At 63.3% G+C, this 21,481-nt stretch carries 20 protein-coding genes; 15 read left to right on the forward strand and 5 right to left on the reverse strand.

From position 1 onward, the window contains the following. Nucleotides 1–7: 7 nt before the first annotated feature. The gene (locus tag NCT32_RS00940; RefSeq protein ID WP_250489847.1) at nucleotides 8–316 is read left to right on the forward strand and encodes a DUF493 family protein; all 309 of its coding nucleotides are present in this window, start codon (nucleotides 8–10) and stop codon (nucleotides 314–316) included. On the opposite strand, the gene NCT32_RS00945 is transcribed toward NCT32_RS00940, so the two are convergent. Further along, nucleotides 300–1,253: a transcriptional regulator GcvA gene (locus tag NCT32_RS00945; protein WP_061116838.1), complete on the reverse strand. Its 954-nt coding sequence runs from the start codon at nucleotides 1,251–1,253 to the stop codon at nucleotides 300–302. The two genes, NCT32_RS00940 and NCT32_RS00945, sit on opposite strands and share 17 nt — an antisense overlap. A gap of 123 nt (nucleotides 1,254–1,376) precedes the next feature. Here NCT32_RS00945 and NCT32_RS00950 point away from each other — a divergent pair, with 123 nt between their 5' ends. The 6 genes from NCT32_RS00950 (at nucleotide 1,377) to NCT32_RS00975 (ending at nucleotide 8,656) form a co-directional block, all read left to right on the forward strand. Next, the gene (locus NCT32_RS00950; RefSeq protein ID WP_061116839.1) at nucleotides 1,377–1,703 is read left to right on the forward strand and encodes a DUF2917 domain-containing protein; all 327 of its coding nucleotides are present in this window, start codon (nucleotides 1,377–1,379) and stop codon (nucleotides 1,701–1,703) included. Between the two features lie 82 nt (nucleotides 1,704–1,785). Continuing rightward, complete coding sequence (lipB, locus tag NCT32_RS00955) at nucleotides 1,786–2,568, forward strand: lipoyl(octanoyl) transferase LipB (RefSeq protein WP_250476199.1); 783 nt, start codon at nucleotides 1,786–1,788, stop codon at nucleotides 2,566–2,568. After that, nucleotides 2,565–3,551, forward strand: a complete 987-nt coding sequence (lipA, locus tag NCT32_RS00960) for a lipoyl synthase (protein ID WP_061116841.1) — start codon at nucleotides 2,565–2,567, stop codon at nucleotides 3,549–3,551. Before lipB ends, lipA begins: the two co-directional genes overlap by 4 nt. A 426-nt stretch (nucleotides 3,552–3,977) precedes the next feature. Next, nucleotides 3,978–5,267: a dicarboxylate/amino acid:cation symporter gene (locus NCT32_RS00965; RefSeq protein ID WP_061116842.1), complete on the forward strand. Its 1,290-nt coding sequence runs from the start codon at nucleotides 3,978–3,980 to the stop codon at nucleotides 5,265–5,267. A 33-nt stretch (nucleotides 5,268–5,300) separates the two neighbouring features. Continuing rightward, nucleotides 5,301–7,292 carry an ATP-binding protein gene (locus NCT32_RS00970; RefSeq protein ID WP_409219247.1) on the forward strand — a complete coding sequence of 664 codons (1,992 nt, stop codon included), beginning with the start codon at nucleotides 5,301–5,303 and terminating at the stop codon, nucleotides 7,290–7,292. Nucleotides 7,293–7,321: 29 nt separating this feature from the next. Next, a complete protein-coding gene (locus NCT32_RS00975) occupies nucleotides 7,322–8,656 on the forward strand; it encodes a sigma-54 dependent transcriptional regulator (protein ID WP_250476201.1) in 1,335 nt (444 codons plus the stop codon). Nucleotides 8,657–8,711: 55 nt separating this feature from the next. Here NCT32_RS00975 and NCT32_RS00980 read toward each other — a convergent pair whose 3' ends face one another. Further along, on the reverse strand, nucleotides 8,712–9,248 hold the full coding sequence (locus NCT32_RS00980) for a peroxiredoxin (protein WP_061116845.1): 537 nt from the start codon (nucleotides 9,246–9,248) through the stop codon (nucleotides 8,712–8,714). Between the two features lie 311 nt (nucleotides 9,249–9,559). On the opposite strand from NCT32_RS00980, the gene NCT32_RS00985 reads away from it, so the two are divergent. Further along, a complete protein-coding gene (locus NCT32_RS00985) occupies nucleotides 9,560–10,009 on the forward strand; it encodes a hypothetical protein (RefSeq protein WP_250476202.1) in 450 nt (149 codons plus the stop codon). A 379-nt stretch (nucleotides 10,010–10,388) separates the two neighbouring features. Here NCT32_RS00985 and NCT32_RS00990 read toward each other — a convergent pair whose 3' ends face one another. Next, a complete protein-coding gene (locus NCT32_RS00990) occupies nucleotides 10,389–11,933 on the reverse strand; it encodes a YifB family Mg chelatase-like AAA ATPase (protein ID WP_061116846.1) in 1,545 nt (514 codons plus the stop codon). 86 nt (nucleotides 11,934–12,019) lie between these two features. After that, nucleotides 12,020–12,286, reverse strand: a complete 267-nt coding sequence (locus NCT32_RS00995; protein WP_061116946.1) for an accessory factor UbiK family protein — start codon at nucleotides 12,284–12,286, stop codon at nucleotides 12,020–12,022. Between the two features lie 445 nt (nucleotides 12,287–12,731). Here NCT32_RS00995 and NCT32_RS01000 point away from each other — a divergent pair, with 445 nt between their 5' ends. From NCT32_RS01000 to ptsP, 7 genes are all read left to right on the forward strand, one after another. Continuing rightward, complete coding sequence (locus tag NCT32_RS01000) at nucleotides 12,732–13,070, forward strand: P-II family nitrogen regulator (protein WP_014190273.1); 339 nt, start codon at nucleotides 12,732–12,734, stop codon at nucleotides 13,068–13,070. A gap of 31 nt (nucleotides 13,071–13,101) precedes the next feature. Beyond that, entirely contained in the window at nucleotides 13,102–14,577 is a 1,476-nt protein-coding gene (locus tag NCT32_RS01005) for an ammonium transporter (RefSeq protein ID WP_061116847.1), read from the forward strand. Nucleotides 14,578–14,853: 276 nt separating this feature from the next. Next, complete coding sequence (gshA, locus tag NCT32_RS01010) at nucleotides 14,854–16,143, forward strand: glutamate--cysteine ligase (protein WP_061116848.1); 1,290 nt, start codon at nucleotides 14,854–14,856, stop codon at nucleotides 16,141–16,143. Between the two features lie 52 nt (nucleotides 16,144–16,195). After that, entirely contained in the window at nucleotides 16,196–17,152 is a 957-nt protein-coding gene (gene gshB / locus NCT32_RS01015; protein ID WP_061116849.1) for a glutathione synthase, read from the forward strand. Between the two features lie 285 nt (nucleotides 17,153–17,437). Then, entirely contained in the window at nucleotides 17,438–17,926 is a 489-nt protein-coding gene (locus NCT32_RS01020; RefSeq protein WP_061116850.1) for a PTS sugar transporter subunit IIA, read from the forward strand. A 36-nt stretch (nucleotides 17,927–17,962) separates the two neighbouring features. Beyond that, nucleotides 17,963–18,232: an HPr family phosphocarrier protein gene (locus NCT32_RS01025; protein WP_061116851.1), complete on the forward strand. Its 270-nt coding sequence runs from the start codon at nucleotides 17,963–17,965 to the stop codon at nucleotides 18,230–18,232. A 221-nt stretch (nucleotides 18,233–18,453) separates the two neighbouring features. After that, nucleotides 18,454–20,214, forward strand: a complete 1,761-nt coding sequence (ptsP, locus tag NCT32_RS01030) for a phosphoenolpyruvate--protein phosphotransferase (protein WP_250476223.1) — start codon at nucleotides 18,454–18,456, stop codon at nucleotides 20,212–20,214. On the opposite strand, the gene NCT32_RS01035 is transcribed toward ptsP, so the two are convergent. After that, complete coding sequence (locus NCT32_RS01035; RefSeq protein ID WP_250489848.1) at nucleotides 20,211–21,428, reverse strand: autotransporter strand-loop-strand O-heptosyltransferase; 1,218 nt, start codon at nucleotides 21,426–21,428, stop codon at nucleotides 20,211–20,213. The genes ptsP and NCT32_RS01035 overlap by 4 nt on opposite strands. Nucleotides 21,429–21,481 lie beyond the last annotated feature (53 nt).

A 21,481-nucleotide genomic window follows, 5' to 3' on the forward strand; every position in this document is an offset into this window, starting at 1 on the left:
GAACGCCATGTCTGCCAAGCCACAATCCACCGATCCAACAGATTCCGCCGCGCACAGCGCCGACGAACTGTTCGACTTTCCCTGCGACTTCCCGATCAAGGTAATGGGCAAGACGCATCCGGAATTCCACGACACGATCGTCAGCCTGCTCAAGGAGTTCGACCAGGATTTCGACGCCTCGCGTGTCGAGGCCCGTCCGTCGTCCGGCGGTAATTACACCGGTCTCACCTGCACCGTGCGTGCGCGGAATCGTCCGCATCTCGACGACATCTATCGCGCGCTCACCGGCCATCCGATGGTCAAGGTAGTGCTTTGAGCTTACTCGCCGGCGCGTCGCACACCGCCGGCGTGCGCTCGTAGAGCAGCCTGAACTGCTCGGCTTCCTCGAACACCCATTCCCTGAACGCCTGCACGCGCTTCGTCTGAAGGAGCGCCGTCGGACACACGAAGTAGTACTTCCACGGACTCGGGCCGTCTATGTTGAAGAGGCGCACGAGCCGTCCCGCGATGATCTCCTGCATCGCGAGCGATCGCCGCACGAGTGCGACGCCTTGTCCGTCGATGGCCGCCTGCAGCAGATTCGACGAATCTTCATACAGCACGCCGCGCTTCGGCTCCGGAAGATCCGTGAGGCCGGCCGCGTCGAACCACGGGCGCCACAATTCCTCATCCGACCGCAAGAGCGGCGTGGCCGCCAGATCGCCGGGCACGCGCGGCAACGCGCCGCCGCGAAAATTCGGCGAGCACGCGGGAAAGAACACCTCGTCCAGCAACTCCTCCGCGTGCAGACCCGCGTACTTGCCGTAGCCGAAACGGATGGCGACATCCACATCGTCGCGGTTGAAGTCGGTGAGCGCGTTCGTCGACAGCAATTCGAGATCGACTTCCGGATGTTTCTCGATAAACCGGCCGACGCGCGGCGTCAGCCACCGCGCCGAAAACGACGACAGCATCGACACGATCAGCCGCCGGTCGCGATCGCCCGAGCGGATGCGGCGCGTGGATTCGGCCAATGCGACCAAGGCCGCGCGCACCTCCGCGGCGTATTGCCTGCCCCGGTCGGTGAGACGCACGCGCTTGCCGTCGCGCGCGAAGAGCGACACGCCCAGTTCGGCCTCCAGCGCGCGGATCTGATGACTGACCGCGCCGTGCGTGACGAAAAGCTCGTCGGCGGCGCGGGAGAAGCTCTCGTGACGGGCGGCGGCCTCGAAGGCACGCAACGCGTTCAGGGCGGGAAGCTGTCGGAGGTCCATGTGGATCGTTGGCGTGGTCGTTGTCAATACAGCTCACATAGCGGTGAAAATTGATCGTTTTGTCTGATGCCTTGCCACGCCTAGGATTGTAGTCATCGAAACGTTCCTCTGGCGGAGTGGATCATGCGAGAAATATCAACAAGCGTCACCTTCGAAATCAAGCCCGGCGAAACCGTGCCGATGCGCATCGCGCGAGGCTCGCGTCTGACGGTCCACGGCACCGCCGTCTGGGCGACGCGCAGCAACGACATCGAAGACTACTGGCTCGTCCCCGGCGACCACCTCAAGCTGCGCGAACGCGAGCGGCTCTGGCTTTCCGTCGAAGGCGACCGTCCGGCGCACGTCGTCTTCACGATCCTGCCGCGCTGCGACGAGCGTGCGATGCACTGGCTTTCGACGCGCATCGAGCGTCTTGCCCAACGTCTTCGCGCCGGATGGCGCACCGTCTGAGCCAACTATTCGAATTTGCCATCGAAGGCATGCGAATTCACCATCGGCGGGCATGGGCCTATTTCGGTAAACTACCGGCACCATGTCCGCCACACCGCTCGCAGTCCCACAAGAAATTCACGACGCGCCCGACACCGTGCTCAGTTCCGGTGAGTTTCCGGTTGCGTTGCGCTGGCGCGGCCTCGAGCCGTACAGCCAGAGCTTCGACGCCATGCGGGCCTTCACCGACGCCCGCACGCCCGACACACCGGACGAAATCTGGCTCGTCGAGCATCCGCCGGTTTTCACGCTCGGTCTCGCGGGCGATCCGGCGCATCTTCTGCTCGCCGAAAGCGGTATTCCGCTTCTCAAGGTGGATCGCGGCGGACAGATTACCTATCACGGGCCGGGACAGATCGTCGCTTATCTGCTGATCGATTTGCGTCGCCGCAAACTCATGGTGCGCGAGCTGGTGCGGCGCATCGAAGAGGCCGTGATCGAAACCCTCGCGACGTATAATCTCGCGACCGACCGCAAGGCCGGCGCGCCCGGCATCTATGTCACGCGGCCATCGGCGCGGCAGGTCGAACATAATGCGAACGTTCGTTCGCATGAACGTCATGAAGGCGCGAAGATCGCCGCGCTCGGACTCAAGATTCGCAACGGCTGCAGTTATCACGGCGTGAGCCTCAATGTGAGCATGAACTTGCAGCCGTTCCTCGCAATCAACCCGTGTGGCTACGCGGGGCTCGAAACGGTCGACATGGCGACGCTCGGCGTCGTCGCCGACTGGCGCGACGTAGCTCTCGTGCTGGCCGTTCGGCTGGCACTTCAAATCGGCGGCCTCCCCGCAACTACCGCCGCAACAACCGGATCGACCGAATGACTGACGCAACCGCAAACCTGGCCGGCGATACCGCTGCTCCCGCCTACGACGCCACTGCCAAGCAAAAGGCCCAAGCGAAGACGTCGCGTATTCCGATCAAGGTCATCCCCATCGAGAAGCTGAAGAAGCCGGACTGGATCCGCGTGCGCACGGCGACGGGGAACTCACGCTTCAACGAGATCAAGCACATCCTGCGCGAGCACAACCTGCATACGGTGTGCGAGGAAGCGAGCTGCCCGAACATCGGCGAATGCTTCGGCAAAGGCACCGCGACGTTCATGATCATGGGCGACAAGTGCACGCGCCGCTGCCCGTTCTGCGACGTCGGTCACGGCCGCCCCGATCCGCTCGATGCGGACGAGCCGCTGAATCTCGCGCGCACCATCGGCGCGTTGAAGCTGAAGTACGTGGTGATCACGTCCGTCGATCGCGATGATCTGCGCGACGGCGGCGCGGCGCACTTCGTCGAGTGCATCAAACAGGTCCGCGAGCATTCGCCGGAGACGCGCATCGAGATTTTGACGCCGGACTTCCGCGGCCGTCTGGATCGTGCGATCGGCATCCTTACCGCCGCGCCGCCCGACGTGATGAACCACAACCTCGAAACGGTGCCGCGTCTCTACAAGGAAGCGCGTCCGGGTTCGGATTATCACCATTCGTTGAAGCTCCTCAAGGACTTCAAGGCGCTGCATCCGGAAGTCGCGACGAAATCGGGCCTGATGGTCGGCCTGGGCGAAACGGAAGAAGAAATTCTCCAGGTGATGCGCGATCTGCGCGCGCACGACGTGGACATGCTGACGATCGGCCAATACTTGCAGCCGTCGGAGCACCACCTGCCGGTGCGGGCTTACGTCCATCCGGATACGTTCAAGATGTACGAGGAAGAGGCGTACAAGATGGGCTTCACGCACGCGGCTGTCGGCGCGATGGTGCGGTCGAGCTATCACGCGGATTTGCAGGCGCACGGGGCGGGCGTGGTCTGAGCGCTTCTGGCTGACCGAAAAGAGAAACCCACGGGCGACCGTGGGTTTTTTCATGGCTGAACCGAAACCGCAGCCGTCCGGATCGCCGGACGTCCCTATTCCGGATTTCCAGAAACACAGATTCCGCATGATCGCTTCATAAAAAAGATCTAGATAAATCAAAGGTTTAAAAACAAGTAGAACTGGCATCGCCCTTGCGATATAGAGTGCACGGCCGATGAGCCGCCCATAAAAGTCAAGGAGACAACCGATGACCCCTCTCGCACCCAAACGCCCCTGAATCCGTCGACGAAGCGGCTATCGCTACGCGGCGCGTTTCGGCGTGCGCATCCCACAGTTTCATCCGCGCACCGGGAAAGCTTCCGCAGGTTCAAGCTCGCCGCTGGCCGTACTTCCGCCAATTGCTAGTCCTTGCCTGGAAACATCGTGAAAAAACCTATCTATAAAGTCCTGTACGTGCAGGTGATCGTCGCCATCATCATCGGCATCGCGCTCGGGCACTTCCAACCGAATCTCGCCACCGACATGAAGCCGCTCGGCGACGGGTTCATCAAGCTCATCAAGATGGTGATCGGGCCGATCATCTTCTGTACTGTCGTGACCGGCATTGCCGGCATGGAAGACATGAAGAAGGTCGGGCGCGTCGGCGGCAAGGCGCTCCTGTACTTCGAAGTCGTGTCCACGTTCGCGCTGATCCTCGGCCTCGCCGCGACGCACATCCTGAAGCCCGGCGTCGGCTTCAACGTCGATCCGGCCACGCTCGATCACAAGGCTGTCGATTCCTTCGCGACGAAGGCGCACGGCCAGAGCACGGTCGACTTCTTCATGCACATCATCCCGGACACGCTGGTGTCGGCGTTCGCGCAGGGCGAAATCCTCCAGATCCTGCTGATCGCGCTGCTGTTCGGCTCGGTGCTCGCGCATATCGGCGAGCGAGGCAAGGTCGTGACGAGTTTCATCGAGGGGTTGTCGAGCATCCTGTTCGGCATGGTCGGCATCATCACGAAGCTCGCGCCGATCGGTGCGTTCGGCGCGATGGCGTTCACCATCGGCAAGTACGGCATCGGTTCGCTGCTGCCGATGCTCAAGCTCGTCGGCACCTTCTATCTGACGTCGTTCATCTTCGTCGTCGTCGTGCTTGGCGCCATCGCGCGCATGGTCGGCTTCAACATCCTGAAGTTCATCGCGTACATCAAGGAAGAAATGCTGATCGTGCTCGGCACGTCGTCGTCGGAAGCGGCGCTCCCGCAACTGATGCTCAAGCTCGAAAAGCTCGGCTGCTCGCGCTCGGTCGTGGGTCTCGTCGTGCCGACCGGCTATTCGTTCAACCTCGACGGCACGAACATCTACATGACGATGGCTGTGCTGTTCATCGCCCAGGCAACCAACACCGACCTCTCGTGGGGCCAGCAACTGACGCTGCTCGCGGTGACGATGCTCACATCGAAGGGCGCGAGCGGCGTGACCGGCGCGGGCTTCATCACGCTGGCGGCGACGCTGGCCGTCGTGCCGACCATTCCGCTCGCGGGCATGGTGCTGATCCTCGGCATCGACCGCTTCATGTCGGAATGCCGCGCGCTGACGAACATCGTCGGTAACGGCGTGGCGACGGTCGTCGTGTCGGCGTGGGAGAAGGAACTCGACCGCAGCAAGCTGAAGGCGGCGTTGTCACGCGAGGTCGACGTGACCGATACGGAAGAAGTGAAGTCCGTCTAAGCAGCGCCGGCGACCCCTTCCGGACACGCGATCATGCAAGCGGCGAAGCCTCAGTCCGAGAGTGCTTCGCCGCAATCGCTTGCGGCGTCCGCAAAGCCTTATCCAGAAGGCGCCTATGCCACAATGACAGATCCTCACTCGCGGGAATCTGCTCACGTGACGCGCCGCATCCTCGTGTTCTTCGCGCTATGCGCCGCGCTCGTGGCGTGCTGCGCGCTCACGTGGCAGCTCGCGTGGCAAAGCGGCATCGACGAGCTCAGGCTCAATGCCGCCGCGCGCGTCGATCGCACGACGAACACGCTCAAGAGCACGCTCGACCGCTACGAATATCTGCCGTATCTGCTCTCGCGGCATCCTGTCGTGCAGAACGCGCTGGATCATCCCGATAAGGCCAATGTCGAGCGCGCGAACCGCTATCTCGAAGATCTCAACGCGCGCGCGCATGCCACAGTCACCTATCTGATCCGCTCGAACGGGATCAGCGTCGCCGCGAGTAACTGGAATGCGGCGGACAGCTTCGTCGGCGTGGACTATAACTTCCGGCCGTATTTCATCGATGCGATGAAGGGCGGCGTCGGCCGGTTCTTCGGCATCGGGACGATTTCCATCGAACCCGGCTATTACATTTCGCAGCCGGTGTACCGCGAAGGCACGCGCGAGGTCATCGGCGTTGCGGTCGTGAAGCTCAATCTGGAATGGCTGCAAGGCGCCGATGCGGCCGAGCCGCTCATCGTCACGGACGATCACGGCGTCATCTTTCTCTCGTCGGTGCCGGCGTGGAAATATCACACGGTGCGGCCGCTGCCGCAGAACATCGAGGCTTCGGTGTATGCGACGCGCCAGTACGCACAGCAGGCGATCACGCCATTGCCGATGACCGTCGTGAAGACCTTCAGCGACGGCGCGCAGATCGTGCGTGTCGGCGGCGGGCGCAACGCGCCGGCGTTTCTCGCGACGCATCGTTCCATCGGCGAGCCCGACTGGCAACTGATCACGATGGCCGCGCTCGATCCCGTCGAAAGCGCCGCGCAGAACGCGGTCATCGTCACGGCGCTCGTGTTCGTGTCGCTGTGCCTGCTCGCGTTCTACTGGCGCATGCGCCGCGCGCGCGTGCGAGAGATGATCCGCAGCCGCGAGTTGCTGCAGACCGCGTATGCCGAGTTGAACCAGCGTGTCGCGGAGCGCACGGCCGATTTGTCCGAAGCGAATGCGCAACTGACGAAAGAAGTCAACGAGCGCACGCGCGCGGAGCAGGACTTGCGCGCGGCGCACGACGAGCTCATTCAGGCGAGCAAGCTCGCCGCGCTCGGCCAGATGGCGGCCGGCATCACGCACGAACTGAATCAGCCGCTCGCCGCGTTGCGCAGTTTCTCCGACAACACCCGCGTGCTGATCGAGCGCGGCGATCAGGCGGCGGCGCGTGAGAATCTCGAAGCGATCGCATCGCTGACCGAGCGCATGGGCAACATCACGAATCAGCTCAAGCTCTTTGTCACGAAGGCGCGGCCAAAGAACGCACGTGCGGACGTCGCGCGCGCATTGCGCCAGGTGTTCTCGATGCTGCGTCCGCGCATGAAGAATGTCGTCATCGATATCGCGCCGGAGCTCGCCGAAGGCAGCGCGCCTGTGTTCGTGCGTTGCGAGGATTTGCGGCTCGAGCAGGTGTTCATCAATCTGATCGGCAATGCGCTCGATGCGGTCGCGTCGTGCGACAAGCCGCGCATCGTCATCGAACTGAACACGCGCGCGGACACGATCGAACTCATGGTGCGCGATAACGGCCCCGGCATTCCCGCCGACGCGCTGCCGCGTCTTTTCGAGCCGTTCTTCACGACGAAGGAAATGGGGCAGGGCCTGGGCCTCGGGCTCGCGATTTCCTCGGCGATCGCGCGTGACTATGGCGGCACGCTCGTCGCGCGCAATCGCGAGGCGCCGATCGTCGCGGACGGACCGGAAGGCGGTACGCAGGCCGACGCGGACGGATCGTACGGCGCAGAATTCGTATTGACGCTGCGTCGCGCGTAGCATCCGAAACTTTGAATCGAGACAAGACAATGACGCCCGGTTTGCAGGTGATCTTCATCGAAGACGACGAACTCGTGCGCCGCGCGAGCGTGCAGACCCTGCAACTCGCGGGCTTCGACGTGACCGGCCACGGCAGCGTCGAGTCCGCCGCGCGCGCGATCGACGCGAGTTTCCCCGGCGTGATCGTGAGCGATATCCGTCTGCCCGGCGCGAGCGGCCTCGATCTGCTCGCGCAATGCCGCGAGCGCGCGCCCGAAGTGCCGGTGATCCTCGTCACCGGCCACGGCGATATCTCGATGGCCGTGCAGGCGATGCGCGACGGCGCGTATGACTTCATCGAAAAGCCGTTCGCCTCCGAGCGATTGATCGAAGCGGTGCGCCGCGCGCTCGAGCGCAGATCGCTGGTGCTCGAAAATCAGGCGTTGCGGCGGGAGCTGGCGGGACAAAGCCGCATCATCGGGCGCAGTCCGGCGATCGAGCAGGTGCGGCGGCTGATCGCGAACGTCGCGCCGACGGATGCCTCCGTGCTCATCAACGGCGATACCGGCGCGGGCAAGGAACTGATCGCGCGAAGCCTGCACGAAATGTCGCCGCGTCGCGACAAGCCGTTCATCGCGGTGAATTGCGGGGCGCTGCCGGAGCAGATGTTCGAATCCGAGATGTTCGGCTACGAACAGGGCGCGTTCACCGGCGCGCAGAAGCGGCGCATCGGCAAGCTTGAGCATGCGTCGGGCGGCACGCTTTTTCTCGATGAAATCGAAAGCATGCCGCTCTCGTTGCAGGTCAAGCTGCTGCGCGTGCTGCAGGACGGCGTGCTGGAGCGGCTCGGCTCGAATCAGCCGGTGCGTGCGAATCTGCGTGTCGTCGCGGCCGCGAAGGGCGACATGAACGAACACGTCGCCGACGGCACGTTCCGCCGCGACCTGTTGTACCGGCTGAACGTGGTGACGATCACGCTGCCGCCGCTCAACGAACGGCGCGAAGATATCGTCCCGCTCTTCGAACATTTTCTGCTCGATGCAGCCGTGCGCTACGAGCGGCCCGCGCCGCTCATCACGGATCGCCAGCGCGCGGATCTGATGCAGCGTGACTGGCCCGGCAACGTGCGCGAGCTGCGCAATGCGGCGGATCGCATGGTGCTCGGCATTCTCGATGATGGCGGCGCGGCCGCACTCGACCTGTCGACGCAATCGCTCAAGGAACGCACCGAGCAGTTCGAGCGCGCGGTGATCGCGGAGGCGCTTGAGCATTGCGGCGGCGCGGTCGCTGTGGCCGCGGACCGGCTCCAGCTCGGCAAGGCGACGTTGTACGAGAAGATAAAGCGGTATGGAATCGTCGTGAAAGGCGATTCGTCCGAGCGATAAAAAAAGCCCGCTGGTTGCGCCAGCGGGCTTTTTTCTGATTTTCGGAAGCGGCGCTTTAGGCCGAACCGAGCGCCTTGTCGAGCAGTTGATCGAGTTCCGCGAACGTCGGCTCGCCGACATAGCGCTTCAAAATCTTGCCGTTCTTGTCGATGACGAAGGTCGTCGGCGTCAGTTGTACGTTGCCGAACTGCTTCGCGGCGCTGCCGTCGTCCATCGCGACCTTGAACGGCAGGTTGCGCGTCTGCGCGTAGTTGCTGACGTACATCGGCGCGTCGTAGTTCATCGCGACCGCCACGAACTCCAGGCCGCGGCCCTTGAACTTGTTGTACGTGTCGATCATCTGCGGCATTTCCTTCATGCAGGTCTCGCAGCTCGTCGCCCAGAAGTTGACGAGGTAGACCTTGCCCTTGAGATCGCCCGACGTGGAAATCTTCTGTCCCGAAAGCAGCGTGAAAGTCGCATCCGGCACCTTCTGCTGGCCGCCGAAGGCGAAATACCCGGTGCAGGCGATCACGCCCGCGACGAGCGCCATCACGATGTAGCGCAGCGGGCTCTTGGCGCGCGTGGATGTGTCTTGCGTGGATTGGGACATGTTGAACCTCATGTTGCTCATTTCCGCAGTTTGCGGACCCCGCCGCCGGAACGGAGACTGCTGGCTATTTTAGCGCCAATTTCGGGATGGATTCCTGACGCGCCGATAAGTCCGGCATTGCAGCGCGATAATGATGCTTTTCCACGCAGCGGTTCCTTATGAAGCGAGTTTTCTCCGTGTTTCCGTCTCTCTGGCATCGTGCAACATCGCGCATTCTTCCGAGCCTGAAGTCGGCCACCAAATGGGTGTGCGCATCTGTCGCATGCGGCGCCTTACTCGCGTGCACGCCCTCGTACGACTGGCGCACCGTGATGAACAACGACGATGGCTACGAAGTGACGTTGCCCGCGAAGCCGCGTTCGGAGGAGCGGCAAATCGAAATTGCCGGCCAGTCGATGACGATGCGCATGCAAACCGCCGAAGCCGGCGATGCCGTCTTCGCCGTCGGCACGGTGGTGCTGCCGCATGCCGACCCGCAATTGCAGCGGGCGACGCTCGATTTCCTTCAGCAGGGGCTCGCGCGCAACGTCAACGCGCAACCGGGCGCGCGTGCGACGCAAATCGAACTCGCCGCCGGCGGGCGCGTGCTTGGAAGCGAGATGGAAGTGAAAGGCGAAGGCGGCGAGAAACACCAGTCGCGGACGATTCAGGCGAGATTCGTCGCGCGCGGCGCGCACGTCTATCAACTGGCGATCGTGTCGGACAAAGCGCCGCCCCGAGAGCAGGCAGAACAATTCTTTACGTCCTTCAAACTCTTTTAGAGGAAGGCCTCGAATTCTGCACGCGTTGATTTAAGAGCGTCCTGCATTCGCGAAAACAAGCTAGGTTTCCTCGTAAGTTTACGCGCTAATTCACGGATTCATATGGACTTTTTCCGCTATCCACAATGTCTGTGGATAACATTGTGGAAAAGAATGTGCGGTGGCGCGCAAAAGCCCAGTTCATACGGTTTACGTTAGTTTGCCTTCGTTCGTGGCAAGTTAAATAATTCAATAAAATCAATGGTCTGCAAAAACGACTGGAAACGGGGGTTTGATCGGATGAAAGATCGTCCCGGATCGGTTCAGTGTGCATAAGTCAAGTCTTGACAAGCACTTTTCGTGGTAGCAGGGCTTGGACCCGTGCTTGGCAGCGTCGACACTAGGCAGCCGTCGGCAGCCGCCGATACTGAACTGCCTCCGCGACGTGCGATGCATTGGGCATATCGGCACCGGCGAGGTCGGCGATCGTCCGCACGACTTTGAGCACGCGGTAGTACGCGCGCGCCGACCAGCCGAAGCGTTCGCCCGCCGCGCGCAACAACGCTTCTCCGGTCGAATCGGGGCGGCAGACTTCGTCAGCCTCGCGACCGTCGAGGTCGCGGTTGATCTTGCCCTGACGCTGCACCTGAATGTCGCGCGCCGCCGCGACGCGCGCCGCGACCGTGGCGCTCGGCTCACCGCGTTTCACGTCGCGCGCCGACAGTTCCGCCGGCGATAGTGCCGGCAGTTCGATTTGAATATCGATGCGGTCCATCAGTGGCCCGGACAGTTTGCGAAGATAACGTGCGGCGACATCGGGTGAGCAGCGGCACCGTCCGCTCGGGTCGCCCCGCCAGCCGCACGGACATGGGTTCATCGCGGCGACGAGCTGGCAGGCCGCCGGAAAGTCCGCCTGCTGCGCGGCGCGCGAAATCGTGATTTGGCCGACTTCGAGCGGTTCGCGCAGGGTCTCCAGCACTTTTCGATCGAACTCGGGAAACTCGTCGAGAAACAGGACGCCGAGATGCGCGAGCGTGATCTCGCCCGGCTGCGGCGGATTACGCCCGCCGACGAGCGCCGCCGCACTCGACGAATGATGCGGCGCGCGAAACGGCCGTCGCCGCCACTGCCCGGGCGTGAAGCCGAGCGAGCTCGCCGAGAGGATCGCCGCGGAGGTGAGCGCTTCGTCGTCGTTCATTGGCGGAAGCAGGCCCGGCAAGCGCGCGGCGAGCATCGATTTGCCCGCGCCGGGCGGTCCCACCATCAGCAGATGATGTCCGCCCGCGGCGGCCACTTCGAGCGCGCGCCGCGCGGCGGGATGGCCGATCACGTCGGCGAGATCGGCGGCGGGCTCGGCTATCGGCGCAAGCGGCGCGGCGTGCACCGGCCTGAGCCGCGCATCGGGGACACCGTTCAGATGCGCACAGAGCGTAGGCAAGTCCGCCGCGCCGAACACCTCGATGCCCGGCACGAGCGCCGCCTCCGCCGCGCTTGCGAGCGGCACGTAGATCTCCGGGATGCGCGTATCCGGATCGCGGATCGATGCATAGTGACGCGCCGCGCCGCAGACCATCGCGAATGCGCCGCGCATCGGACGCAGCGCGCCGGTGAGCGACAGTTCACCGGCGAACTCGCGATGCTCGAGCGATTCGGCCGGGATCTGACCGCTCGCTGCAAGAATGCCGAGCGCGATCGGCAGATCGAAGCGGCCGCTTTCCTTCGGCAGATCGGCTGGCGCGAGATTGACGGTGATCCGGCGGACGGGAAAATCGAAACCGCAGTTCTGAAGCGCGGCGCGCACGCGCTCCCGGCTTTCACGGACTTCGAGATCGGGCAGGCCGACGATGGAAAACGACGGCAACCCGTTGGCGAGATGGACTTCGACGACGACTTCGGGCGCGCGCCCAGGAGCGGGCGCGCGGCTGCGTACCACGGCAAGCGACATGATTTCACCTGAAACGGCGCTTCGACCGCGCCGGCAAAAAAACTAGAAACTCACGGCTCGCTAGCCGAGGTATGCAGGACCGGCGCTCAGTCCTGCGTGGTGCTGGAGCCTGCGCCCGCGAGACGCTGCTCCAGTTGCGCGACGCGCTTCTCGAGTTCCTCCAGACGTGCGCGTGTGCGCACCAGCACCTGCGTCTGCGTGTCGAATTCCTCGCGCGTCACGAGATCCAGCTTCGAGAACCCCTGCGAGAGCATCGCCTTCATATTTTTTTCGACGTCTTTCGCGGGCGAATTCTTGAAGAGATCGCTCATCTTCTGCTGCAAATCGTTGAAAACGTCGTTGGGCTGCTTCATCGTTTCTCCCTTCTTGCACAAAAAAAGTGCATTCATTGTTAGGTCAGTGCCCCGTTTTTTCGAATGTTCGAAATTGGTGCGCGCGACTCACTGCGCCGGCATGCCCGGGGCACCGTCGAGGCGCCGCGATTTTAGCGCTGCCGCGCGCTCGCGTTGTCCGCCCATGCCCCTTTTTGCGGGACCTCCAGACCACTCTAGCAACGAACCTACCCCGGCGCCAGCATGCGCGGCGCGCGTTGGCCGTTCGGCCGACCCTTCGAACGAAGGTTTCCGTAAACCGCCGAAACCCGCATGAGTGCTCGCATGGCATACGAGTTGCATAACTGGCGCGGACCTTTTCTGCACGCTTCTTTGAGCGGCCCCGGCAGGGCAGACGTCGCGGTAACACCCAGCGCATCCCGCTTTAGAAGGCATCGAAGGATCAGCACACCACAGCGAGGGACTCATGAAGCTCATTACCGCAATCATCAAGCCGTTCAAGCTGGACGAAGCGCGCGAAGCGTTGTCGGCCATCGGCGTCTCGGGCATCACGGTGACCGAGGTGAAAGGCTTCGGCCGACAGAAAGGGCACACCGAGCTTTATCGGGGCGCGGAGTACGTCGTCGACTTTCTGCCGAAAGTGAAGATCGAGGCGGCCGTATCGGACGACATCGTCGATCAGGCGATCGAGGCCGTCGAGCGCGCCGCGCGCACGGGAAAGATCGGCGACGGAAAGATTTTCGTCACCGCGATTGAACAGGTCATTCGCATCCGCACCGGCGAGACCGGCGCCGACGCGCTCTAACAAGAAATTGGCGATAAGAGGAACCAGAAGAATGCGTAACTTTTTGATGTCACTGCTGGTGGCGGGCGCGCTGGTCGGCGCGAATGTCGGCACCGCTCTCGCCCAGGATGCGTCCGCTCCGGCCGCTGCCTCGGCACCCGCGTCGTCCGATACCGCCGCAAGTGCACCGGCCTCCGCCAACACGGCGATGGCGTCGTCGGCGGAAGCCGCATCGGCGGCGGCAGCAGCGTCGGGCGCGTCGGATGCAGCGCCCGCCGCGCCGACGGAACCGGTCATGATCGATTCGTCCAAGATCAGCTCGGGCGACACCGCCTGGATGCTGACCTCGGTCGCCCTCGTGCTCTTCATGACGATTCCGGGTCTCGCGCTCTTCTATGCGGGCATGGTGCGCAAGAAGAACGTGCTCGCCACGGCGATGCAGAGCTTCGCGATCTGCTGTCTCGTGACGATTCTCTGGACCGTCGTCGGCTACAGCATCGCGTTCACACCGGGCGGCTCGTTCATCGGCGGCTTCTCGCGCGTGTTCCTGCACGGCATGGCCTACATCAAGGGCGACAAGGCGACCACGCTCACCGTGAGCCACCTCGCCACGACCATACCGGAGTCGGTCTACTTCGCGTTCCAGCTGACGTTCGCGATCATCACTCCGGCGCTCATCACCGGCGCATTCGCCGACCGCATGAAGTTCTCCGCGATGCTCGTGTTCATGACGCTGTGGTCGCTGATCGTCTACTCGCCGGTCGCGCACATGGTCTGGGAACCGACCGGCTGGCTCGCGTCGGCTGGCGTGCTCGACTTCGCGGGCGGCACGGTGGTTCACATCAACGCCGGTATCGCGGGCCTGATGTGCTGTCTGGTGCTCGGCAAGCGCGTCGGCTACGGCCGCGAAGTGATGGCTCCGCACAATCTCGTGCTCTCGCTGATCGGCGCGTCGATGCTGTGGGTGGGCTGGTTCGGCTTCAACGCGGGTTCGGCGGTGGCGGCTGACGGCCGTGCCGGCTTCGCGATGCTCACGACGCAGATCGCCACGGCGTTCGCCGCATTCGGCTGGATGTTCGCGGAGTGGATCACGAAGGGCAAGCCGTCGGTGCTCGGCATCATTTCGGGCGCCGTCGCGGGTCTGGTCGCGGTGACGCCGGCGTCGGGCTTCGTCGGCGTGACGGGCGCGATCGTGATCGGCATCGTCGCGGGCGTGGTCTGCTTCTGGTCGGCGACGTGGCTCAAGCACAAGTTCAACTACGACGACTCGCTCGACGCGTTCGGCGTGCACGGCGTGGGCGGGATCATCGGGGCGTTGCTGACGGGCGTGTTCGCCGTGAAGGACATCGGCGGCTTCGACGGCAGCGTGCTCGTGCAGGCAAAGGGCGTGCTCGTCACGCTGGTCTACAGCGGGGTCGTCAGCTTCATCCTGCTCAAGGTCATCGACATGACGATGGGCCTGCGTGTCACGGAAGAACAGGAACGCGAAGGTCTCGACGTCACGCTGCACGGCGAGCACGTCGAATAAGGATTCGTCGCAACCGGACGTCCGGGGAGGGCGTCGGTTGCCACGTAAGGAACGAGCGCAGCGACTTCGCCCGCCTTCACGGCGGGCTTTTTTTCGCTGAACGGTTTTCGTCGGGCTTTCGTCGAACCACTCGCGCGCAACGGATCGTGTGAAAGGGCGAACCGGGCGTTCGTACTCGGGTGTCAATGGCCGGGAGACCTTGTCGACTGGTGGTTCATACCCAGTTAGGCAAAGCAATTGCTCTACAATCTTTCGTCCCCAGTTCGCGAGTGATCAATGGTTCCGCACCTAGTTACGGCGTTAAGTGGCCCGCTGCTCGACCTCGAGCGGAAGATCCTCGAGGCCATGCCCGCTATCGAGCGCTGGTTCCGGCTCGAATGGCAAGAGCACACGCCGCCGTTTTACTGTTCGGTCGATCTGCGCAACGCGGGGTTCAAGCTCGCGCCCGTCGACACCAATTTATTTCCCGGCGGTTTCAACAATCTGCCGCAGGAAGTGCTGCCGCTTGCGGTGCAGGCGGCGATGGCGTCCATCGAGAAAATCTGCCCGGACGCGAAGAATCTGCTCGTGATTCCCGAGCGCCACACGCGCAACGCGTTCTATCTCGAGAACGTCGCGCGCCTCGCGCTGATCATGCGGCAGGCCGGACTCAATATCCGCTTCGGGACGCTTGACGAGAACATTCACGGTCCGGTGACCATCGCGCTCGCGGATGGCCAGAAGATCGTGCTGGAGCCGCTCGAACGCACGCCGCGGCGTCTGGGCCTGAAGAACTTCGATCCCTGTTCGATCCTGCTCAACAACGATCTCTCCGCGGGCATCCCGCCCGTGCTGGAGAATCTGCATGAGCAGTATCTGCTGCCGCCCTTGCACGCCGGCTGGGCCGTGCGCCGCAAGTCGACGCATTTCTCCTGCTATGACGACGTCGCGAAGAAGTTTTCGAAGCTCGTCGAGATCGATCCGTGGATGGTGAATCCGTATTTCGCGCACGTGGAAGGCGTCGATTACGAAGCGCGCACCGGCGAGCAAGCGCTCGCCGAGGCCATCGACGGCGTGCTCAAGAAGATTGCGAAGAAGTATCGCGAATACGGGATCAGCGAGCGGCCGTATGTCGTGATCAAGGCGGATGCCGGCACCTACGGAAAAGGCGTGATGACCGTTCACGACGCGAGCGAGGTCGCCGCATTGACCAAGCGCGAGCGCACGAAGATGAACGACGCGAAGGAAGGACTGCAAGTCCACGACGTGATCGTGCAGGAAGGCGTGCATACCTTCGAGCGCGTGGAGAATGCGGTTGCCGAGCCGGTGGTGTACATGATCGACCGGTATGTCGTCGGCGGTTTCTATCGCGTGCACGAGTCGCGTGAGCGCGACCAGAACCTCAACGCGCCGGGCATGCATTTCGTGCCGCTCGGTTTCGAGCACACCGCGCTTCCCGACACGCACGCCAAACCCGGCGCCGCGCCGCCGAACCGCTTCTACATGTATGGCGTCGTCGCGCGGCTCGCGTTACTGGCGGCATCGCTCGAGCTCGAGAAGACCGATCCGGAAGCCATTCAGGTGTGATACGGCGGCTTGCGGTAAGCTCGCAGGCCGCGCACCGAACTAGCGAATTGTCATGAACATCCTCTTTATCGCCGACCCGCTCGATCGCTTCAAGATCTACAAGGACACGACCTACGCGATGATGGCCGAAGCCGCGCGCCGCGGCCACGTGCTCTTTGCGTGCGAGCCGCAGCATCTCGCGTGGACGGGAAGCCGGGTCGAGGCGAGTGTGCGACGCATTGCGATCGTCGGCGACGAGGCGAACAGCGACCGCTGGCCCTGGTATGCGGCCGAGCAGGCGGAGCATCTGCCGCTCACGCATTTCGATGCCGTGCTGATGCGCAAGGACCCGCCCTTCGATCTCGAGTACGTCAACGCCACATGGCTGCTGGAGATCGCCGAGCGCAACGGCGCGCGCGTCTTCAACAAACCGCAGGCGATTCGCGATCATTCGGAGAAGCTCGCCATCGCGGAATGGCCGCAGTTCGTCACACCCACGCTCGTCACGCGCGACGCAGCGCGTTTGCGTGCCTTCCACGCCGAACATGGCGACGTGATCCTCAAGCCGCTCGACGGCATGGGCGGCATGGGCGTGTTCCGCGTGAAGGCGGACGGCATGAATCTCGGTTCCATCGTCGAGATGCTGTCGGAGGACGGCGCGCGCACGGTCATGGCGCAACGGTTCATCCCCGAAATCAAGGACGGCGACAAGCGCATCCTCGTGATCGGCGGGCAGCCCGTGCCGTACTCGCTCGCGCGCATTCCGCAGGGCAGCGAAGTGCGCGGCAATCTCGCGGCGGGCGGTCTTGGCCGCGCGCAGCCGCTGTCGGCGCGCGATCGTGAAATCGCCGAAACGCTCGGGCCGGTGCTGCAAGCGCGCGGCTTGCTGCTCGCCGGGCTGGACGCGATCGGCGACTACCTGACCGAAGTCAACGTGACGAGCCCGACGTGCTTCCGCGAGATCATGGATCAGACCGGCTTCGACGTCGCCGGCATGTTCATCGACGCGCTCGAGCGCGCGGCCGACTGAGTCCGCCGGCGCACGGAGCGCGCGCGGACAGCGCGTCAAACTCAACTCGGCGGCACTGTTACAATTGACTTCCCGCTGGCTGCGGTTTTGGGGCGCAATCGCGTCTTAAAGCTCGGTTAAGCATCGAGGCGCAGGCTGGAGATCATCGAGTGGAAGCGGTTGATTTCCGCCTGATCCGCGCCCACGTAGGAGTTGTGTTCCGCGCCGCTCGCGCGCTTTCGAGCGAACTTTGTACGTTATCGTCTGACTTTTGCCGATAAATCGTCGCTGGGGCAATATCCTGACATGGCTGGCATCCTGATCATCGCGCATGCACCTTTCGCCACCGCGCTACGCGAGTGCGTGGCTCATATCTACGGCGGTCTGCCGGCGCGCATCGGCGTCATCGATGTGATGCCGGACTGCGATCCGGTCGAAGTTCGCGCGTTCGCACGCGCCGAGATCGATCGTCTGAAGGAAGAAAACGGCGCAATCGTGCTCACCGACGTGTTCGGCGCGACGCCTGCGAATATCGCGGCGAGCCTCCACGATACCGACGTGCGCGTGCTCGCCGGCTGCAACCTGCCGATGCTGGTGCGCGCCGTGTGCTACCGCGCGACGCCGCTCGACACGCTGACCGAAAAAATCCTGCAGGGCGGCTCGAAGGGCATTCAGGAACTGGATTCGTCCACGCCGCTCAACCCCTGCGCCCTCGCGACGAAAGCTGCCGGCTCGCCCGATCCGGCGTGCTCGGCGAGCGCGGATCTCGTCAGCACGAAGGCCGCCAGCCACTGACGCCGCTCAATTCATCTATCTAGCGTTCGGAGCATCATGCTGCAACAAGAAACAACAATCGTGAACAAGCTGGGGCTCCACGCACGCGCTTCGGCGAAGCTCACGCAACTGGCGGGCAACTTTCAATGCGAAATCTGGATGAGCCGCAACGGCCGCCGGATCAACGCGAAGAGCATCATGGGCGTGATGATGCTGGCGGCGGGCATCGGCAGCACGGTGACTATCGAAACCGAAGGCGCCGACGAAGCCGAAGCGATGCAGGCAATGCTCGCGCTGATCGCCGACAAATTCGGGGAAGGGCAGTAAGCGCTTCGCCGCCCTGGAGATTCAATGAAGAGCCGCGCATCGACGCGGCTTTTTCGTATCTGCGTCACGCGCTCGCGTAACTTCGCGCAACCGTTCCGGCCCTGACGCCGCAGTGTGTTCAGGGACTTACCGCGTCAATCGAACTTATAATGGACGCGCGGTTTGCGCCCGCCGAGGGGGCTCCCGGCAGACCGCGACAATCAAAATTAGAGGAGGTGCGCGTGTCCTTCACGCTGCATGGAATTCCCGTCTCGCGCGGCATCGCCATTGGGCGCGCGTACCTGATCGCGCCGGCAGCGCTCGACGTAGATCATTATCTGATCGAACCCGATCAGATCGACGCCGAAATCGCTCGTTTTCACGCGGCGCAGGCGGGCGTGCTCGCCGAGCTCGAAGCACTGCGCGACGATCTTTCCGCCGACGCGCCCAGCGAAATGAGCGCGTTCATCAACGTTCATACGATGATCCTGAACGACGCCATGCTCGTGCAGGAAACCATCGATCTCATCCGCACCCGCCGCTACAACGTCGAGTGGGCGCTTACCGAGCAACTGGAAATTCTCGGCGGCTATTTCGACGAAATCGAGGATGAATACCTGCGCGAACGCAAGGCCGACGTCGAGCAGGTGGTCGAGCGTCTCTTGAAGGCGCTCGCCGGCGCGCCGACGGCCGCGTCGCTCGTCGTGCATACGGCCGCGAGCAACGGTCACAACGAGATGATCGTCGTCGCGCACGATATCGCGCCGGCGGACATGCTTCAGTTCAAGACGCAGGCGTTCAAGGGCTTCGTGACCGATCTCGGCGGCCGCACGTCGCACACGGCGATCGTCGCGCGCAGTCTCGGCATTCCGGCGTCCGTCGGCGTGCAGCAGGCGAGCGTGCTGATTCGCCAGAACGATCTCATCATCGTCGATGGAGATCACGGCATCGTCATCGTCGATCCGGCGCCGATCGTCCTCGAAGAGTATTCGTACCGGCAAAGCGAGAAGGTGCTGGAGCAGCGCAAGCTGCAACGCCTCAAGTTCTCGCCGACGCAAACGCTCTGTGGCACCAAGATCGAGCTGTGCGCGAACATCGAACTGCCGGACGACGCCCAAGTCGCGGTCGAGGCGGGCGCGATGGGCGTGGGCCTGTTCCGCACGGAATTCCTCTTCATGAATCACAAGGATCAGTTGCCGGAGGAAGAGGAGCAGTTCGAGGCGTACAAGCGCGCGGTCGAACTGATGAACGGCAAGCCGGTGACGATCCGCACGATCGACGTCGGCGCCGACAAGCCGCTCGATTCGATGAGCGGCGGCGACGGCTACGAGACCGCGCCCAATCCCGCGCTCGGCCTGCGCGCGATCCGCTGGAGCCTGTCCGAGCCGCAGATGTTCATTACGCAGTTACGGGCGATCCTGCGCGCGTCGGCGTTCGGCCCGACGAAGATCCTGATTCCGATGCTCGCGCACGCACAGGAGATCGACCAGACGCTCGATCTGATCCGCGAGGCGAAGCGTCAGCTGGACGAGGAAGGCATCGCGTATGACCGGCAGATTCAGGTCGGCGCGATGATCGAGATTCCCGCTGCGGCCATCGCGGTGAGGCTGTTCTTGAGCCGGCTCGATTTTCTGTCGATCGGCACGAACGACCTGATCCAGTACACGCTCGCGATCGATCGCGCGGACAACTCCGTCGCGCATCTCTACGACCCGCTGCATCCGGCGGTGCTGAACCTGATCGCATTCACGCTGCGCGAGGCGAAGCGCGCGGGCGTGCCGGTGTCGGTGTGCGGGGAAATGGCGGGAGACCCCTCCGTCACGCGTCTGCTGCTCGGGCTTGGACTCACCGAATTCTCGATGCACCCGAGCCAGTTGCTCGTCGTGAAGCAGGAAATCTTGCGCTCGAATCTGAAGGCGTTCGACAAACCGGTCGCGGACGTGCTCGCGGCTTACGAGCCTGCGGAGCTGCAGGCCGCGCTCGCGCAGCTCCAGAAGGTCTAGGCCAGACCGTGATCGGCGATCAGTCGTTCCACCTGAGCGATGACCTGCTCGGGTGAGATCGCCGAACTGCATTGAAAGCGCCCGGGTTTGTCGCGGCGGCGCGGACACCACTGAAAGTCTCTGTCATCGAAGTCGCAAGTCGTGTCGTTGAAGCAACTGTTGCATGCGTGGAAATTGATCACGCGATACGGCGTGCGGAACTCGGTATGCGGATGGGTGAAGCCGCTGATCATCACCACGGGCGTGCCCGCCGCCCACGCGAGCCAGGACAGTCCGCTGCTGAGTCCCACAAAAAAATCCGCGTGCCTGAGCAGGGCCGCCCGCTCTTCGAGCGGACGATCGCCGGTGAAGTCCTCGCAGCCTTCCGGCATCGTGTTGAGGGCGCCATCGGCGCCGTATTCGCGATGCCGATCGATGCAAAGGACACGGTATCCCCGCGATTTCAGATGGTCGATCAGTGCCGGCCAGCCACGCGGGTTGTTCCAGTACTTGCACTGCGCCGTCGATTGCGTCGCGATGCACACGTAGCGCTGAGCGAGAGGCCGCGCCGAATCCGCAACCACGATGTTCGGCCGTCGCTCTTTGCATGGCACGCCAAGCAGATACGCGGCCGCATCCTGCAGGCTGCTCATCCGCGGATCGGTTGGCTGGTGATCGCGATCGGTGTACGGCGAGAAGAAGCCGAGAAGGTACGTGGCGTAGAACGGTTCATCGAGCGAATCGGCGGATTCGGGCGACACGAAGCGCATCTCCGGGTAGCCCTTCACGAATAGCGCTTGCAGATGCGCGGGCAGCGCGACGTGAACTTCGCACTGCTCCTGCAGCCGGAAGGCTTCCACGGCAGGCATCCACGCGAGCGTGTCGCCGAGCGCCGTGCCGGACGGACGAATCAGGACGTGACGGCCGCGCGCGTCGTACGCGTGACGAAAAACGAGGCGCTCGCCGTCGAACACCTGCAGTTCGAAGCGCACGAAATATTTACGCCTGCTCGTGACGATCGAATCGGCTTCGACGGCCTCGTCGAAAACCAGGCTGAACGTGTCCAGGTCGACCATGCGGACTCGCCAGCCGTCGACCGGCACCCGCACGCGGCACCCGTAATTGAAATCATAGAGAATGCCTTCCGGTCCGACGAATTTCGGAAGCGATGGCCGGACGAACGCGCTTTGTGTAAGGCCGCGCTGCGTGCTTGCCGATGAAGTGACGATGCTCAAGTGACGATCCGGTCTTTGACGGCGCACCCGCTGCCGGGCGGTCGATTGAAGGA

The sequence above is a fragment of the Caballeronia sp. INML2 genome, from assembly GCF_023631365.1.
GTDB lineage: Bacteria > Pseudomonadota > Gammaproteobacteria > Burkholderiales > Burkholderiaceae > Caballeronia > Caballeronia turbans.